General features: G+C 43.4%; 16 protein-coding genes. 14 read left to right on the top strand and 2 right to left on the bottom strand.

Features of this window, described 5'->3' with window-relative positions; all coding sequences use genetic code 11:
• Positions 1-62 precede the first annotated feature (62 nt).
• The 13 genes from CWD77_RS09520 to CWD77_RS09465 all read left to right on the top strand — a co-directional run bounded on the left by CWD77_RS09520 (position 63) and on the right by CWD77_RS09465 (position 15,351).
• Positions 63-2,153 (top strand): S9 family peptidase, encoded by a 2,091-nt coding sequence (locus CWD77_RS09520; protein WP_101073330.1) that lies wholly within the window; start codon positions 63-65, stop codon positions 2,151-2,153.
• 569 nt (positions 2,154-2,722) lie between these two features.
• Positions 2,723-3,220: a GbsR/MarR family transcriptional regulator gene (locus tag CWD77_RS09515; protein ID WP_101073329.1), complete on the top strand. Its 498-nt coding sequence runs from the start codon at positions 2,723-2,725 to the stop codon at positions 3,218-3,220.
• Entirely contained in the window at positions 3,192-3,323 is a 132-nt protein-coding gene (locus CWD77_RS15715) for a hypothetical protein (protein ID WP_276307518.1), read from the top strand. Before CWD77_RS09515 ends, CWD77_RS15715 begins: the two co-directional genes overlap by 29 nt.
• Before the next feature lie 31 nt (positions 3,324-3,354).
• A complete protein-coding gene (locus CWD77_RS09510) occupies positions 3,355-4,107 on the top strand; it encodes an outer membrane lipoprotein-sorting protein (RefSeq protein WP_101073328.1) in 753 nt (250 codons plus the stop codon).
• Between the two features lie 108 nt (positions 4,108-4,215).
• Positions 4,216-4,629, top strand: a complete 414-nt coding sequence (locus CWD77_RS09505) for an endonuclease domain-containing protein (protein ID WP_101073327.1) — start codon at positions 4,216-4,218, stop codon at positions 4,627-4,629.
• Positions 4,630-4,667: 38 nt separating this feature from the next.
• Positions 4,668-5,885, top strand: coding sequence for an ABC transporter permease (locus CWD77_RS09500; RefSeq protein ID WP_101073326.1), 1,218 nt, complete (start codon positions 4,668-4,670; stop codon positions 5,883-5,885).
• A gap of 28 nt (positions 5,886-5,913) precedes the next feature.
• Complete coding sequence (locus tag CWD77_RS09495; protein WP_101073325.1) at positions 5,914-7,134, top strand: ABC transporter permease; 1,221 nt, start codon at positions 5,914-5,916, stop codon at positions 7,132-7,134.
• A 79-nt stretch (positions 7,135-7,213) separates the two neighbouring features.
• The gene (locus CWD77_RS09490) at positions 7,214-7,957 is read left to right on the top strand and encodes an ABC transporter ATP-binding protein (RefSeq protein WP_101073324.1); all 744 of its coding nucleotides are present in this window, start codon (positions 7,214-7,216) and stop codon (positions 7,955-7,957) included.
• Between the two features lie 153 nt (positions 7,958-8,110).
• Positions 8,111-9,271 (top strand): hypothetical protein, encoded by a 1,161-nt coding sequence (locus CWD77_RS09485; protein ID WP_101073323.1) that lies wholly within the window; start codon positions 8,111-8,113, stop codon positions 9,269-9,271.
• 194 nt (positions 9,272-9,465) lie between these two features.
• Positions 9,466-10,050 carry an REP-associated tyrosine transposase gene (locus CWD77_RS09480; protein WP_101073322.1) on the top strand — a complete coding sequence of 195 codons (585 nt, stop codon included), beginning with the start codon at positions 9,466-9,468 and terminating at the stop codon, positions 10,048-10,050.
• Positions 10,051-10,231: 181 nt separating this feature from the next.
• Positions 10,232-13,087: a serine/threonine protein kinase gene (locus CWD77_RS09475; protein ID WP_101073321.1), complete on the top strand. Its 2,856-nt coding sequence runs from the start codon at positions 10,232-10,234 to the stop codon at positions 13,085-13,087.
• 209 nt (positions 13,088-13,296) lie between these two features.
• Positions 13,297-13,833 (top strand): REP-associated tyrosine transposase, encoded by a 537-nt coding sequence (locus CWD77_RS09470; protein ID WP_101073320.1) that lies wholly within the window; start codon positions 13,297-13,299, stop codon positions 13,831-13,833.
• Positions 13,834-14,082: 249 nt separating this feature from the next.
• Positions 14,083-15,351: a DEAD/DEAH box helicase gene (locus CWD77_RS09465; RefSeq protein WP_101073319.1), complete on the top strand. Its 1,269-nt coding sequence runs from the start codon at positions 14,083-14,085 to the stop codon at positions 15,349-15,351.
• 162 nt (positions 15,352-15,513) lie between these two features.
• On the opposite strand, the gene CWD77_RS09460 is transcribed toward CWD77_RS09465, so the two are convergent.
• A complete protein-coding gene (locus tag CWD77_RS09460) occupies positions 15,514-15,921 on the bottom strand; it encodes a type II toxin-antitoxin system VapC family toxin (RefSeq protein WP_101073318.1) in 408 nt (135 codons plus the stop codon).
• A complete protein-coding gene (locus CWD77_RS09455; protein WP_101073317.1) occupies positions 15,905-16,168 on the bottom strand; it encodes a DUF6364 family protein in 264 nt (87 codons plus the stop codon). The genes CWD77_RS09460 and CWD77_RS09455 overlap by 17 nt, the downstream gene beginning before the upstream one ends.
• 103 nt (positions 16,169-16,271) lie before the next feature.
• Between CWD77_RS09455 and CWD77_RS15555 the strand changes: the two genes are divergently transcribed.
• Complete coding sequence (locus CWD77_RS15555; protein ID WP_165779122.1) at positions 16,272-16,421, top strand: hypothetical protein; 150 nt, start codon at positions 16,272-16,274, stop codon at positions 16,419-16,421.
• Positions 16,422-17,106 lie beyond the last annotated feature (685 nt).

Raw genomic sequence — 17,106 nt, 5'->3', positions numbered from 1 at the left:
CCACTTTCTGATACCATTCATTTTTCTATTTTTACATCACTTTAAAATCTAAACCATCTCATATGCGACTACTAAGCTACCTTTTTGTCTCTGCTTTAATGTCAGGTCTACTGTTTACACCGGTTCAATCACAGGATGTACCGGAGAACCTCACTTTTGAGCAGATTTTTCATGAGCCTGTGTTACCGGGAATTCGTCCTTCATTCAGATCTTTCAATGCCACACAGGACTCTCTCTACTTCTCGTGGAATGATTCATCATATTTCGACACAGACTTGTACAAAATGGCTCTTAGCGGCAGTGACCCGGAACCGGTTGATGACGACGATTATACGAGCTTCACAAGATCACCCAACGGTCGCCTCATCTCATACACAAAAGATGGAAATATCTACGTTGCTAACAGTGACTGGAGTAACGAACGCCGGATTATAGCCAGTCAGGAGAATGATATTACGCCGGTTTGGTCGCCCAACAGCCGCAAACTCGCTTTTGTAAGAAGTGGTGATGTCTGGGTAACAGATGTGACCCGACCTGAACTCATCCAGGTAACCAAGCGGGCTTCGGACGCTCCGGGTATTTTTATTCAGGATTGGTCCGGTAATAACAGATTGATTCTGAGACAAACTGACAATTCGGATGCCAGAACCATCTATTTCCCTGAATACGTTGATGAATTCGTAGAACCTGGCGGTTCACAGCGAGGAATTCCATCCGTAGCTTTTTATTCAGCTGATCTCTCTACAATGGATATCGATACCCTCTCCTCCGGAGTACAAAGAAGTTCCGCGGCCGGTAGTTTTTCAGGAAATTTCTCTGTGAAAGATTCCAGTGATGCAGCTTTAAAGCATAGAAAAGTCATTGTATATGATCATCGAAATGAGAGTCGCTCTGTCATTTTTGAAGAGGAAACAGACGGATGGCTTTCGGGTACTTCCATATCATTTGCTCCCCGAACAGATCGGTTGATGATCCGTTCTGAACAGTCAGGATGGAATCATATCTACATCGCAAATCTAGCCACCGGTGCAGTTGAACAGTTGACTGAGGGAGATTTTGAAATCACATGGGCAAACTGGCTGGACGATCAGACCATCATTTATGCAAATAACGAAGCAGATTATGGAGAACGACACATATTCATTCATAATCTTCGTGATGGCTCTGTTGAACAGCTGACTTCCGATGAAGCATACCGATATCAGTTCAGGCTGTCTGATGACAATACCAAGCTGGTTTATGCAAAAACCTACTTTAATGAACCTTATGATCTTTATATGATCGACCTGGAAAATCCGGGAGAGGAAATACAGCTTACCCAATCCGTTCCGGACTCATTTTATGATTACAACTGGCAGCAGGAAGAGTATGTACGATTTACCGGAAGGGATGGTGAAACCGAACTTTCCATGTCTGTCTTATACCCGAAAAACTTTGATACAAACCGTCAATATCCTATGGTTGTCTTTGCACACGGAGCAGGATCCCTCCAAAATGTCTACAAAGGATGGTCTAATAATTACTGGCGCGAATACATGTTTCATCAATATTTGCTTAATCAAGGCTATGTGGTTGTGGAGGTTGATTTCCGCCACAGTACCGGCTACGGACGTAAATTCCGTGAGGATGTAACCGACTGGATGGGTAAATACGAAGTAGAAGATATTGTAGACGGACTCGATTGGGTTCAGGAGAAAACCAACGGAGCTCTCGATCTTGATAACGTTGGAATCTACGGTGGAAGTTATGGCGGTTTCATGGCACTCTATGCCGTTTCTGATGCTCCCGACCGTTTCCACGCTGCAGCAGCACTTCGGAAAGTTTCCAATTGGAGAAATTACTATTACGCGAATCCCTGGTATACCCTGCCAAGACTTGGTGACCCCGAGGAAGTTCCTGAACATTACGATCGTAGTTCACCGCTCACCTACGCGCCGGACCTGGAACGACCTGTTATTTTACTTCACGGTTTGATTGACGATAACGTAGGTGCTCAGGATGCATTCCAATATGCCGATGAGCTGATTCAAAACGGCAATACCAATTTCGAGATGATGATTTATCCATCCGAACGTCACGGATTCACCAGCCCGAACTCCTGGCATGATGAATACCTCCGCATTTTTGAATTCTTCGAGAAGCATTTGAAGTAAATCAATCTTACGCAGATCACTTGATTTTCAAAATCCGCAAGGTCGAAAGGCTTTGCGGATTTTTTTTTATTTGCTATGTTCAAAAAACATATGACACGACTTAGAGCCTTGCAATGAATGATAGTTTCAATCCAAAAATCCATCTAATCCGGTGCTCTGTTTAATTCGTAATTCAATAGAATCCCAAATATGATTGATGTTTTTCAGATGACAACGCTCACGATTGATTATTTGATTATCTCATAGCTTCAAAAACTCCGGAGGAGTTTTCTGTTTTTAGCATTCAAATGGAATGATAACATCAAAGCTCCTTTAGGTGCTTCCTTAATCATGGACAATCTCCAGAATAATTATACAGGACGCTCCGATGGAGCGGGCATTAATCGGGCTTAGTTTACCTATAATCAGGTTATTCCTACGGAATAGGGAGACATTCATCCATTTCACCGTTGGTGTTCATTTTGGAAGTCTTGTGTTTTAAAGCAGTCAAAGTACGTCCCGAGCAAATGCATACACTTATTTGGTTCATTAATTTTTGAACTAAATAAACTTCTCTGTAACTTTTTAGTATGGATAACGAAAAACTGATGTATATCGAAGAGTGCGGACTTCTATTCGACAAGCTTGGACTGACTCGAATGGCCGGTCGTGCTTTCGGTTATCTGGTGGTTTGTGATGAAGACCATGTCTCATTCGACCAGATCAGGGAAGCCCTGAAAGCGAGTAAGGGCAGTATTAGCGGAACCATGAAACAGTTGGTTCAAACAGGAATGGCTGAAGCTCTCAGCTTACCCGGTGATCGAAAAACCTATTACCGGATCAGCAAAGTAAAAATTGGGGATTTGATTCGTCAGCGAATAGGTCAGTTTACAGAACTGGCTGAAATTTTACAGAAAGGAGATGATCTGAAAGAAAGAGATGATGACACCTCAGACTGGCTGACTGAAGCTTCAATATTTCATTACTGGATCGGTGATCAGCTTGATGGGATCATCAAACAGTGGGAAAACGATAAGCAGAAAATTATCCATCAGTACAATGAAAACAGAAAAGAGCATTCAACATAGCAAAACCGAAAAGAATGTATCGCTGTTTAAACAGATTGACCTGAAAATTGAACTTTGGGTTCAGCATCTGGTAGAACAGATCGAATACGCCAAATCAAACTAAGACTCCCAATTCATTTAGCCGGAGAGATTTTATGGATCTTTTTAAAAAAGCGCTTCCAATTCTTCTGCTGCCCTTCGCTGTATCCGTTTCCCACGCTCAAACGGCCGATGAGATCATCAACCGTATGGAAGATGTAATGCGTGGAGAATCGAGCTACGCTGAGATGACGATGACGATTGAACGCCCCCGATATGAGCGGGAAATGAGCATGAAGGCATGGGCACTGGGTGAAGATTTCTCTCTGATTCTGATCACCGATCCGGCCCGCGACCGTGGAACTGCTTTTCTAAAGCGTGAAAATGAAATCTGGAATTACGTACCAAATATCGATCGTACCATCAAAATGCCGCCGTCCATGATGTCTCAATCCTGGATGGGTTCTGATTTTACTAACGATGACCTGGTGCGTGAAAGCTCAACCATTGATGATTATGATCACTCCATCCTGCGGGAAGAGACATTGGATGACAGAGAAACCTGGGTGCTGGAACTGATCCCCAAACCGGAATCGGCCATTGTATGGGGAAAGGTCCTAATATGGGTAGATCAGGAGCACTACATCATGCTGAAAGAGGAGAATTACAATCAGCGGGATGAGCTGGCTAACACGCTTGATTTTACAGAAATCGAAGAGATGGATGGGCGTGTATTTCCAACCAGAATGACGTTGACCCCCGCCAATAAACCCAATCAAAGAACGATTATGAAATATAACCACCTGGAGTTCGATATTGATGTCGATCGATCATTTTTTACACAACAGAATATGAGGAGAGTGAGATGATCAGTGTTCAGTGTGTCAGTGGCAACAGGTTTTAAAATCTTAGCCTGATTTAGAAGCCTCCCCCTTCGAAGGGGGCCGGGGGGATGATCTAATACATGGGGAGAATAAATGAACAGTTCAAACTATTACTACAACAAAAACCTCAAAGAATTTGCCCGAAAGCTTAGAAAGCAATCAACAAAAGCAGAAATTAAACTTTGGAATGAAGTTCTGCGAAGTAAACAAATGCACGGGTTTACTTTTTTAAGGCAACGTCCCGTAGATTCTTTTATCGCAGATTTTATGTGCAAAAAGTTGATGCTGATCATTGAAGTTGACGGATACTCTCATGAATTTGAAGAGAAGTGGATACTAGATCAAGAACGCCAGCAAAAACTTGAAGGGCTAGGATTTACAATTTTAAGATTTACAGATGAAGAAGTTTTAAAAGATATTCAAAATGTAGAACGTGTAATTGAGGGTTGGATATTGGATCATCCCCCTGTCCCCCTTCAAAGGGGGAACGTCAACCACAAATCCTGAAAACTGTTGGCACTGTATAACTGACACACTGAAAAATAATGTACCTAAAACTTGCGTGGCGGAATTTATGGAGGAATCGACGGCGGACGCTGATCACCGTCAGTTCGATCATGTTTGCCGTTGTTGCTGCTCTGCTAATGGAGTCGATTGGAGCGGGAACACGCAGCCAGTTGCTGGATAACATGACCAGTTTTCAAACCGGATATATCCAAATTCAGGATTACCGTTACGAGGATGAACCCTCGCCCGACAATGCTTTCCTTTACAATGAAGAGCTGGAACAAAAAATCCTCTCTTCAGATGACGACATAGACTTTCTGATTCCCCGAATCGAAACCTTTATGCTGTCTGCCGGTGAGGAGATTACCCGAGGCGCCATAGTGATGGGCGTTAATATCGATAAAGAGGATCGGTTCAATCAACTTCGCGAACGACTGGAGATTGGTGAATTTGGCAAAGCCGGGAGTAATCAGGCTGTTATAGGCCGGGGGTTGGGGGATCGTCTGAATATTGCCGTTGGTGACACCCTGGTGTTGCTGGGGCAAGGGCGTTTCGGTATGACTGCGTCGGGGCTGTTTGAAGTTAGCGGTTTGATCCAATACCCGCTACGGGAGCTGGACAATCAAATCGTTTATCTACCCCTCGAAGACATGCAGTGGATGCTCTCTGCAGAGGATCATATCACAAATCTGGTCGTAGCTCCGGAGCATACCGGCCAGGTAGATAAGCTTGCACAGTCACTTTCTCAAACTGTTTCTGGTGATGATCTGAAAGTACTCACCTGGAAAGAGATGATGCCGGAACTGATTGAAGCACTGAAATTTGATGAGCTCTCCGGCCGGCTGATGCTCTGGATTCTCTACGTTGTCATTGGATTTGGAATTTTTGGCACTGTACTAACGATGACGCTGGAGCGAAAACGGGAGTTTGGCATCCTTCTCTCAGTTGGGATGTACCGAACAAAACTGGCTCTTGTCGTTTTTATTGAAACATTTTTTATCAGCATCCTGGGAGTTCTTTCCGGTTTTGTTTTCGGGTCAATTGTGCTGCTCTACTTCTATTTTAATCCCATTGAATTTACCGGAGACATGGCCGAACTAATGATCGACTTCGGCTTCGAACCGATTATGGTATTCTCACTTTCACCTAAAGTATTCCTGCTTCAGGGTGCAGCCATTTTTATCATCACAACATTTATCTGCCTCTACCCCACACTGAAAATCGCTAGAATGAATATACTTGAATCCAAAAAATGAATAATCATACAATCAACCATCGATCACAATGAAAATGCTCTTATCCATAGCATGGCGTAACATCTGGAGACATCCCGGAAGAAGCGGTGTATTGATTGGATCCATCGTAGCCGGAATGTGGGCCGGTATTATGGTCTCCTCCTGGGCGAACGGATTGATTGAGCAGAGAGTCAATAATGTGATCAATGAAGAGCTGACGCATGTGCAGATTCATCATCCCGAATTTTTGGCTGAACGGGAACCCGGAATGCATATTGAAGAGCATGATGAGATCGTATCATTTTTAGAAAATCACTCAGAAATAAGATCCTTCACCTCTCGCATACTTCTGGACGGGATGATTCAGTCGTCTGCCACAACCTCCGGAGTTCGCATCATTGGAGTGGATAAAGAGAATGAGAGGGAAACCACAACATTTCACCATAATTTAACAGAGGGCGATTATCTGAGCTCTGACCTTCGATATCCGGTCATTCTGGGAGAGAAATTAATTAACAAATTAAATGCTCAAATGGGTGACCGGATTGTTCTGACCTTTCAGAATTTGGAGAACGAGATCACATCCGGGGCATTTGTTGTGAGTGGAGTTTTCAGAACCGGTCAAACCCTTTATGATGAACAGACTGTGTATGTAAATCAGGGTGACTTAACGGAGTTAATCGCCGATCAATCGATATTTCACGAAATAGCCATTATGCTGGAAGATGGCGATGACGGTGAACAATTGGTTTCAGAAATCAACGATAAGTTCAGTTCGGTCACGGCAGAAACGTGGGTGGACTTGTCACCGGAAATGCGATATATGACTGAAGCAAGCGGCAGTTACATGTTTTATATCATGATTGTAATTCTGTTTGCTCTCGCCTTCGGAATTTTGAACACGATGACGATGGCTATTTTTGAGAGGATGCGGGAACTGGGAATGCTGATGGCCATTGGAATGAATAAGGTGAGAATTTTCACCATGATTATGCTGGAGTCGGTCATGTTAACACTCAGTGGGGCTGCACTTGGGATGTTTCTGGGATATCTGACTGTAAACTACTTTAACAGAAACGGCTTGGATCTTACCGCTGTAGGCGGTGATTCGTTTGAAATCTGGGGATACGGTGCGTTGGTCTATCCCTACGTTACACCGCAGGAGTATTTCTATGTAACGCTGCTGGTTATTGCAACAGCCTTGCTGGCCGCCGTCTATCCCGCACTGAAAGCACTCAAACTGGTTCCGGGAGAAGTTGTAAGGGACTAAACTAAATAATGTGTCAAATTAGTTTTAAAGAAAAAAATTTACACGCTGTAGAACTGTTGACACTGTAATACTGAAAACTATGCCAATAATTACCACACATAATCTCTCTAAAGTCTATAATCCGGATACGGTACCGGTGCATGCGCTCCGGGATGTAAACCTAGAGTTTGAAGAAGGAGAGTTCACAACCGTTCGTGGTCCCTCGGGGTCTGGCAAAACCACTCTGCTCAATATGATTGGCGGACTCGACAAACCGACTGAAGGACATGTTCAAATTGAGAATACGCGAATTACCGGAATGAAGGAGAGCAAACTGATCGAGTTCAGGTTGAAAAACATCGGGTTTGTTTTCCAGGCGTACAACCTGATTCCGGTTTTTACAGCCTACGAAAATGTGACCTTCATCATGCTGCTTCAAAAACGAAGCAAAAAAGAGATGAATGAGCGAGCCCGGGAATTGCTCTCTGCAATGGGCCTGGAAAATAAAACCGATTCTCGCCCTAAGGAACTCTCGGGTGGCGAACAGCAACGGGTTGCCGTTGCACGCGCATTGGCATCCCGGCCAAAATTCATCCTCGCTGATGAACCCACCGCAAATTTAGACACGGCCTCCGCCATGAACTTGCTGGATATCATGGAGAGGATGAATCGGGAGGAGAATGTCACATTTATCTTCTCAACTCATGATCAGCGTGTGATAGATCGAGCCAGAAGAGTGATCACCATGGTTGATGGAGCGATAGATAAGGATGAGAAAAAAAATCCCCCTTCGAAGGGGGAAAGCGAGCGGAGCGAGAAGGGGGATGATTCAGATGAAAGCTAATAGTAAGAAAGTCTCCTTTTTTTGAAATAATCGAGAACTTTTCATCCCCCTGTCCCCCTTCAAAGGGGGAACTCATTATTGAAAATAGAATAACGCTTACTGAACACCCCTCCCCACAAGGAGAGATTTTACTAACAAAATTATAACTATAAATTGAAATACCTGATCCTCATATCGACTTTTTTCCTTTGTTCAGAAAATGCTGTTGCGCAATTTCAATCGGATGATTTTGAAATCTCCGGATACATTCAGGGAATGCCGGTGTGGATTAATGCAGACCTGCCACCTCCTTTTGAAAAAGATTCATTCTGGGAATACCGGCTTCAAAATCGTCTCAATCTTCAATGGTACCTCTCATCAGATCTTACCTTTAACTGGGAGATGCGTACACGGTTATTTGCCGGTGATCTCGTACAGGACATTCCGTTTTATGCCGAGGCAATTGATCAGGATGACGGACTTGTGAATCTATCCTGGCTCATTGCGGATCAGGAAAAATGGCTCCTTCACTACATCCCCGACCGTCTCAACCTCGACTGGTACAGCGGAAACTGGAGGATTACAGCCGGGCGGCAGCGAGTCAATTGGGGAATTAATACGATCTCTAACCCAAACGATCTCTTTAACATCTACTCCTTTTACGACTTTGACTATCCCGAACGGCCGGGGTCTGATGCCGTCCGTATTCAGTATTTTCTGGATTGGGCTTCCCGGGTTGAATTAGCCTATCGGCCCGCCCGCGATGTGAAAAATTCAGTAGCTGCCATGCTTTACGGTTTCAACACAAGTGGCTATGATATTCAGTTAATCACCGGATATTATCAGAATCGATGGGCGGTTGGCGGTGGATGGGCCGGTAGCATTCGTCAGACCGGTTTCAAGGGGGAAATGATGTTCTTTACAGACCTTGAAGACCAACCCGGACAAAAACCATTGAATTTTATTGCCGCAATATCGGCTGACCACATGTTTGAAAACAGCCTCTTTTTGATAGTTGAAGCCCTCTACAATAAAAATGGCGGAGGTGAAAATTTCCTGCTTTTGGGTGAACCTCTCTCCGCAGACAATCCATCTTTTTCACGTTTTCAATTTTCCGCACAGGGCTCTTACCCTTTCTCTCCTATTTTAAACGGTTCCCTTGCAGCCATTACCTACCCTGATGAGGAAGCACTGTTTATTTCACCAACTGTAACCTGGTCTGCCATGCAGGACCTCGATGTGAACCTGCTTGCCCAAATTTTCATAGGAAGTGATGACTCCGCCTTTTCATCTGCCGGGAGTGTTGTAGCCGGATCCATCAAGTGGAATTTCTAAAACTTGCCAGCAGAGCTAGCCTCTGTCGTCTGGGAGCGGAGCTCCCGACGAGGCTCCTCGTCCACAGCTCCGCTGTGAGACGACATCTCGGCAGCTCTGCTGCCACACAGATCCCGGATCAAAAAAATTTGTAAGGAACTCTAGATTCCAGGTTCATACCCATATACCATCAACTATTCAGTAATATTTGAATTATGGGACGATCAAGATACCGGGTTTACGATTCTTCCTACCCTTATTTTATCACGAGCAGTTTAGTGGAAGGATATCCGATTTTCTCAAATCCACTTGCTGCACAGGTTATTCTGGATGCTCTCGAATTTATTCAAAACAAGAGAAGCACAACTCTTTATGCTTACGTCATCATGGAAAATCATATACATATGATTGTTCAGAATGATAAACTTCCACAGCTAATACAGGCTTTTAAATCCTGGACGGCGAGAGCCATAGTTGATCTCTTTTCTGAAAACGGGCACACCTTCCAGTTATACAAAATGAGAAAATCCAAAAATCCATCTCATAACGATTCAGTACATCAGCTATGGCAGGAGGGATATTATCCCAAGCAAATATTCAATGATGAGATGATGATTCAGAAAATTGAGTATATCCATAATAATCCCGTTAAACGGGGATTTGTAGATCACCAGGAAGATTGGAGATATTCCTCAATGCGTAATTATCTGGGAATGGAGTCATTAATACCGGTTACGCTATTTGAACTTTGCCAGCAGAGCTGTCCGCTTTTCGTCTGGGAGCGGAGCTTCCGACGATGATCTTTCAATCACTCACTGCACTTTAAACAGGAACCACCTAAGTAAATGTGAAAAATCTCGTGCCGGATTATATATTATTCACTTAAATTTACGGCATCATCAAACAGCGCATTTGTGAAATCGCAAGTTGGTTTCACAACTTTATGCCAAAATTTCTGGCGTACAAAAAATCCATTTTTGCATGAGTTTAGATTGGGAAAAAGTTGAATCCATTGTTGATCGGGCAATCAGTCTGCCAATAGAAGAACGAGAAGCATTCATCAAAAAGGAATGTGAAACATCCGCTGAGCTTCTAAACGAGGTAAGGAGTATGCTGGAATCCATTCAACATTCTGAAGGGTGGATGGATGAACCTGACCTTTTAAAGGAACAATTCCTTACAGATATTAAAAATGAAAAAAATGATTTCCTGGATGAATCGGCTGTCGGATCAGTTGTAGATAAGTACAAGCTTATCGATATCATCGGGCGGGGTGGTATGGGAACCGTCTATCTCGCTGAACGGCATGATGATTCATACAAGAACAGGGTCGCTATAAAAATACTTCGCCGGGGTCTCGACAGCGAAGATATGTTGAGTCGGTTCCGAATTGAGCAGCAGATTCTTGCACAGCTCAATCACCCAAACATTACCCACATCCTGGATGCCGGCGTCACCGAAAACGGACGCCCTTACTATGTAATGGAGTATGTTGAAGGCAGCCCAATTACACAATACTGTAAAGACCATAACCTCTCCACAAATGAGCGAATGGAGCTTTTTTTACAAATATGTAATGCATTAACGTTCGCTCACCAAAAATTGGTGATCCACAGGGATCTCAAACCTGCCAATATTCTCGTCACAAAGAATGGGATAGTAAAGCTTCTCGATTTTGGAATTGCCAAAATCTTGTCTGATGATTTTATGGGTGAGAAATCACCCGATATCACAAAAAAGCATGAACCCATTTTCACCATCACCTATGCAAGCCCTGAACAGATTGCCGGAAAACGAATTGGAACTGCTTCTGATATCTACACTCTTTCGATCGTACTCTTTCAACTATTGACCGGTGACCATCCATACGCTGCTTCAGGAATTGAACCTCACGAAATCAGAACCGAGCTTGAAAATACGGCCATCAAAAGCCCTCGTTCGGTTGTTCGAAAAAGTGAGAAACCGGAAGTACCCATTCAGCAACTCAGGGATGAAATTGATGACATCGTTCTGAAGGGTTTGCACTATGAACCGGAGCTTCGCTACAGCTCCATTGAGGAGTTCAGTCGCGACATCCAGAACTACCTGTCGAACCGACCGGTCTCTGCAAAGAAGCCATCCAAATCATATCGTTTCAAAAAGTTTGTTCAGAGAAACCGTAATCTGGTAGTGCTAGGCACGGCGGCTTCCATCCTGTTAATTTTCAGTTTTACCGCAACCTTATGGCAGGCGAATCAAACCCGAATAGAAGCCGAAAGGGCACTTGCAGCCTCGGAGCGTGTGGTTGCTGTAAAAGATTTTTTAATCAGTATGATTACTGCCGGGAACCCCTGGGCAAACCCTGAACAACCTTTAACTGCACGAGATTTGATCGATCAGGGAGCTTTTGCTGCCGAGAATGAGCTTAACGACAAACCGGATCTTGCCGCTGAACTTTTTGGGGTGATTGGAGCCAGTTACCAGGGAATGCGGGAAGATGCCCTTGCAGAAGAGTACTTGACCAAAGCAATGGAATTGATCAACCAGGGAGTAGATCTCGACCCATTGGTGGAAGCGGATATTAAAGCAAAGTACTCCGGGTCCATGCTGCGAGCCGGACGACCGGACGAAGCCGAATCTGTTTCAAATAGGGCACTCGAGTCGATCCAAAATTTGGAAGGCAGAGACATCACGCTTATGGAGAGTGAACTTCTCTATATGCTAGCTAATGCTTTCAGTCTAAAGGGTAACACCCCAAAGGCCATTGAAACAGTCAGGCAATCGGCAGAGCTGACCTGTAACCGCCCGGAACAGTATACACTGCAGTGTATTGACTACCTAACAGCCCTAAAAAACTTAGAGGAATGGGGTGGCAACTACGAAGCGGGACTTGAGGCTGCTGAAAGAGCCTATGATCTTGCCCGTGAGTATGAGTCGTCTTTATCAAATCAGATGAAGCTTGCCGTTGTTGGAACGTATGGCAATGCACTTTCCTACAATGCACAGGCAAATGAAGCAATCCCTCTGCTTGAGCAAAATGCGGAGCTTGCAAAAAACCAGCATGGCGACCAAAGTTATCGATATGCTAGAGCTCTTTATGATCTCTCCACAGCCTATGAATTTTCCGGACGTACAGTTGATGCACTTCTGGTTGCAGAACAAGTTCTGGAGATTCAGGCTGTAAATCAGATGGGAAATCCGATGAACTCCTATTGGCTCTACAGAGCTTTTAGAATGGCTATAGATCTGCAGCAACCGGAATATGCACAAAAAATTTACGACCAATTTTTCCACACTCTGCCGAATCAGATGACCACTCACTACGTTGACGGATTTCAATTGGAAAATCTGAGGCTCAATATACTTCAGAATTCAGATTCGCAGTCGTTGAGGGAAGAAGTATTCCGGCTTTATGACTCCTTTAAGGAGAAGAAATCTGCTCATACGGCTACAGCTGCTCTGGTTGCTGCCGAACAGGCCATTCAAAACGGTAATTCTGAAGCTGCCGAACAGTATGTTTCAGAGTATGAATCGGCGGAGATCTCCACATCAAAAAGTGATGTTCGCCCGGCTCAAAGCCTTTTGATAAAATCAACCATCTCACTACAAAGGGAAGAATTAGATCAGGCAAAAGTGAACAGTCAAGAAGCAATAAGGCTGCTACGTGATATTGGACATGAAGAGAGTCCATACATAGCGCAAGCTAACCAATTACTTGGGGAGATTAACTGCAGATCCGGTGATAATGCATCAGCAAGAGATCACCTAAACAGTTCTAAATCTTATTGGGAAAGGGTCACCGGTATTGGCTCAGGCTTTACAACTCCGTCTGGTTCTACGGAGAATTGCAACATGTAACCGGTATCAACATAACAGCAGTGCTGTCCGCTTTCGTCGGGGAACAGAGCTCCCGACGAGTGTTTATCCTCGTTCATAGCTCCGCTATGTAACGACCCTTCCGGCAGCTCTGCTGCCACACACAGAGCCCAGTTCAAAAAATTATGTAAGGAACCACCAATTCCTGTTTCATACTCATATACCTTCAAGTTTTTGAATTATTTTAAACCATGCCGCCATCAAGATACCGTGTATACAATACAAACTATCCATATTTCATCACGAGCAGTTTAGTGGAAGGGTATCCAATTTTCTCAAATCCCCTGGCAGCACAGGTTATTCTGGATGCTCTCGAATTTATTCAAAACAAAAGAAGCACAACCGTTTATGCATATGTAATTATGGAGAATCATATACATATGATTGTTCAGAATGATAAACTCCCACAGCAAATACAGGCTTTTAAATCCTGGACGGCAAGAGCCATTGTTGATCTCTTTTCAGTAAACAGACATACCTTTCAACTCTACAAACTTAGAAAATCCAAAAATCCTTCTCATACCGATTCAGTACATCAGTTATGGCAGAAGGGTTTTTGTCCCAAGCAAATATTCAGTGATGAAATGATGATTCAGAAAATTGAGTATATCCATAATAACCCCGTAAAACGGGGATTTGTAGATAATCCTGAAGATTGGAGGTATTCATCAATGCGTAACTATCTGGGATTGGAGTCATTAATACCGGTTACTCTATTTGAACTTTGACAGCAGAGCTGTCCGCTTTCGTCGGGGAGCAGAGCTCCCGACGAGGATCACTCTCTCGTTCACAGCTCACCACACTCCCTCGTTCACAGCTCCGCTGTGTAACGACCACCCGGCAGCTCCGCTGCCCCGCCTCCTCCGCGTTCATCGGCCAAAACAAGGAAATCCCCTATTAATTCCGTACCTTGCAGTTCACATTTTTTAAGCCCGGCTTTTAATTTGAAAGCGGGCTTTTTTCATTTTATACCCTATATGACATTTAATTCACTGAATCTAACAGATCCAGTCCTCAGATCTTTAAAAGAAGAAGGATACACGAACCCCACTCCCATTCAATCACAAGCCATTCCCGTCGCACTCAAAGGAACCGACCTATTAGCATGCGCACAAACGGGAACCGGCAAAACAGCCGCTTTTGCTGTTCCAATCCTGGAAATCCTAAGCAAGAACCAAAGCAGGGATCGTAACAGAAAAATCAGAAGCCTGATTGTTACGCCAACACGTGAACTGGCCATCCAGATTGATGAAAGTTTTCAAAACTATGGCCGATATACCGGCCTGAATACTGCCGTTATTTTTGGCGGTGTAAATCAAAAAAGCCAGGTAAAGAAACTTAAACAGGGCGTTGATATTTTAACCGCCACACCCGGACGACTGCTGGACCTGATGAACCAGGGATTTATCTCTCTGTCCAATATTGAAATTTTTGTACTGGATGAGGCCGACCGCATGCTCGACATGGGGTTTATTCACGATATCAAAAAAATGCTGGCCGTTCTTCCCAAAAAACGACAGAACCTTTTCTTTTCGGCAACCATGCCAAATGAAATTATCAAACTGTCGAACTCAATCCTTCACAACCCAACAAAAATTGAGGTCACTCCCGAATCTCCCACCGTGGATGCTATTCAGCAGGGACTCTATTTTGTGGATAAAGGCAACAAGAAAAATCTGTTGATTGATGTGCTTCAGGATGATGAGATCAAATCAGCCCTGGTGTTTACACGTACCAAGCATGGAGCTAATAAAGTTGTAAAGCTTCTGAATGGCAGGAATATCCAGGCTGAAGCTATTCACGGCAATAAGTCGCAGTCTGCACGGCAGAAAGCATTGGGAAATTTCAAGGATCAGCGGACCCGGGTTCTGGTCGCCACCGATATTGCCGCACGCGGTATTGACGTGGATGAACTTCATTACGTGATTAACTATGAGATACCAAACATTCCTGAAACCTATGTTCACCGTATCGGCCGTACCGGTCGCGCAGGATCAGACGGAACTGCACTCTCTTTTTGTGATGCCGTAGAGAAAGAGTATCTGCGAGACATTGAAAAGCTGATTGGCAAAAAGATTCCTGTCATTGACGAGCACGATTTCCCGCTGCAGGATAACAATCCTCCACAGCCGGCAAAACAGCAGTCACGCCAATCCCATAAAAATCGTGGCAAAAGCAATGCCAATGGAAACAGCAAACGAAAGAAAAGCAGCAACAGCAGAAAGAGAGTCAGGCGTCATCATTAAGCACTGATTTCTACATCTGCTATCAAAATTAAGATCTTATCTCAAGGAATTCATGAAAGCATACAATGCTCTTTGTGAATTCCTTTTTTTGTTGTCTTTAATAAGCTGAATGATTATTGAAAAAATACTTACATAAAGTGCAGTTAGATGATACAGGTAGTTTCAAAGTTGCTCTATCAATTCGAAAGGAGTAAACACCTGAAGCTTAGCTTTTTTATAGTCTCTCAGATTTCTCGTTATAATCGCCTCGCATGATGAATCAATTGCGTAAAAATGTTGGATGGCATCTTCAAAATCACTCCATCCTGCATTCAATGCCTGGTCAATTACAGAACCATTTAAGTTAGCCACCTCAACTAGTGAGCGCATTCCATTTAGTTTTGTAATTATGTGTTCTGAAGTATAGAATTTGCGAAGCACATAAAATATGTTTGAAAATGACTCCGGGCTCACAACTGCATCCAATTGATTATTTTCAGCCTTCCAGAATAATTTCTGAGAATACATAAAATGTGGTGCTCTGCCTGTCAGAAAATCGATACAGACATCGCTGTCAATCAGAATCTTCATCAACAGTGTATTTTTTTTGCAATTCTTCTGCTAAGATCTCTTTGTAAGAACGATTGTCATCAATGGGTAAACTGCCGGCTAACTTCTCTACTACAGATCCTTCCGGCGGACTCCATTCTTCACTAGAGGAAATTTCATTAAAATACTCTTCGACGATTTCAGATATACTTTTGCCCATGGCTTTAGCGTGGCGTTTAGCTCTCTTTTTAGTCTCCTTATCTATAGAAAGAGTCAACTTTTCTTTCATGGCAATTCATCTGATCGGTTATGTTTACGTATTAAACGTAAATATTATACGTATCATGTGCAAAACTTTGCCTTTTTCCAAGGTCAAATAACGGGTTAAGGATTTGGAAGCCAAATCACTCAGTCGACCCCTTACTCCTTTTGGGCAATTCGAATACAGAAACGGAAATAACTACGATAATAACGGAAACAAAGCCAATGAAGAGTATCTTTCACATCAGAAACAAATTGCAGAGTTAGAGGAGAAGTACTGAGCCTCTGAAGAGATCCACACTATCATTGTGGTAGCATCTAAGGTTACCACATCGTCAAAGCTATCGAATCAGAAGTAGTTGATCCATCAAGGGTTCACCACAGAGGTACAAAAAGCTACATGGGAATGCTGTTTGATGATAATAATCGACAACCTATTTGCAGACTTCATTTCAATAGTGAAACAAGTAAGTACGTCACCCTATTTGATGAAAACAAAAACGGTCAGCGAGTAGATATTGAGTCTCTCAATGATTTATACAAGTACTCTAAACATTTAAAGAAGGCAACCAAGAGCTACTAAGTGTTTAACATCTCGCACATGTTTTATTCTCTCTTGGAGAAAAATTTAACAAGGGTAAATCAATTTCCCTTGTAACTACCTTGTAACCAATAAAAAAGTGCATAAAAAAACGGCTAAAAAATAAAGCCCTGAAAGTCTATAAATAATTGACCTTCAGGGCTTTACGTTATTGTACACCCGAGAGGATTCGAACCTCTAACCGCCTGATTCGTAGTCGTTACTATATATGCAGGTTTGTACCCTATTAACGTTGATTTTGGGGGTATTTGGTTGATTGGTGGCCCCCACACTGGCCCCCATAAACTTTTCCTAGAAAACCCCTGATCACAAATCAGGCGGTTTTCCGCGAATATGATATGTATTGAATGGTTACACATGTACCG

The organism is Rhodohalobacter barkolensis, assembly GCF_002834295.1.
Classification (GTDB): domain Bacteria; phylum Bacteroidota; class Rhodothermia; order Balneolales; family Balneolaceae; genus Rhodohalobacter; species Rhodohalobacter barkolensis.
The sequence above is the reverse complement of the archived record's forward strand: the minus strand, read 5'-3'. Positions and strand labels throughout refer to the sequence as shown.

What these genes read in the sequence shown, in the direction of transcription:
- CWD77_RS09500 (WP_101073326.1), top strand. Translation starts at nt 4,668, where the DNA reads ATGTACCTAAAACTTGCGTGGCGGAATTTATGGAGGAATCGACGGCGG.
- CWD77_RS09495 (WP_101073325.1), top strand. Translation starts at nt 5,914, where the DNA reads ATGAAAATGCTCTTATCCATAGCATGGCGTAACATCTGGAGACATCCC.
- CWD77_RS09480 (WP_101073322.1), top strand. Translation starts at nt 9,466, where the DNA reads ATGGGACGATCAAGATACCGGGTTTACGATTCTTCCTACCCTTATTTT.
- CWD77_RS15715 (WP_276307518.1), top strand. Translation starts at nt 3,192, where the DNA reads ATGAAAACAGAAAAGAGCATTCAACATAGCAAAACCGAAAAGAATGTA.
- CWD77_RS09490 (WP_101073324.1), top strand. Translation starts at nt 7,214, where the DNA reads ATGCCAATAATTACCACACATAATCTCTCTAAAGTCTATAATCCGGAT.
- CWD77_RS09510 (WP_101073328.1), top strand. Translation starts at nt 3,355, where the DNA reads ATGGATCTTTTTAAAAAAGCGCTTCCAATTCTTCTGCTGCCCTTCGCT.
- CWD77_RS09515 (WP_101073329.1), top strand. Translation starts at nt 2,723, where the DNA reads ATGGATAACGAAAAACTGATGTATATCGAAGAGTGCGGACTTCTATTC.
- CWD77_RS09465 (WP_101073319.1), top strand. Translation starts at nt 14,083, where the DNA reads ATGACATTTAATTCACTGAATCTAACAGATCCAGTCCTCAGATCTTTA.
- CWD77_RS09520 (WP_101073330.1), top strand. Translation starts at nt 63, where the DNA reads ATGCGACTACTAAGCTACCTTTTTGTCTCTGCTTTAATGTCAGGTCTA.
- CWD77_RS09460 (WP_101073318.1), bottom strand. Translation starts at nt 15,921, where the DNA reads ATGAAGATTCTGATTGACAGCGATGTCTGTATCGATTTTCTGACAGGC.
- CWD77_RS09505 (WP_101073327.1), top strand. Translation starts at nt 4,216, where the DNA reads ATGAACAGTTCAAACTATTACTACAACAAAAACCTCAAAGAATTTGCC.
- CWD77_RS09455 (WP_101073317.1), bottom strand. Translation starts at nt 16,168, where the DNA reads ATGAAAGAAAAGTTGACTCTTTCTATAGATAAGGAGACTAAAAAGAGA.
- CWD77_RS09475 (WP_101073321.1), top strand. Translation starts at nt 10,232, where the DNA reads ATGAGTTTAGATTGGGAAAAAGTTGAATCCATTGTTGATCGGGCAATC.
- CWD77_RS09470 (WP_101073320.1), top strand. Translation starts at nt 13,297, where the DNA reads ATGCCGCCATCAAGATACCGTGTATACAATACAAACTATCCATATTTC.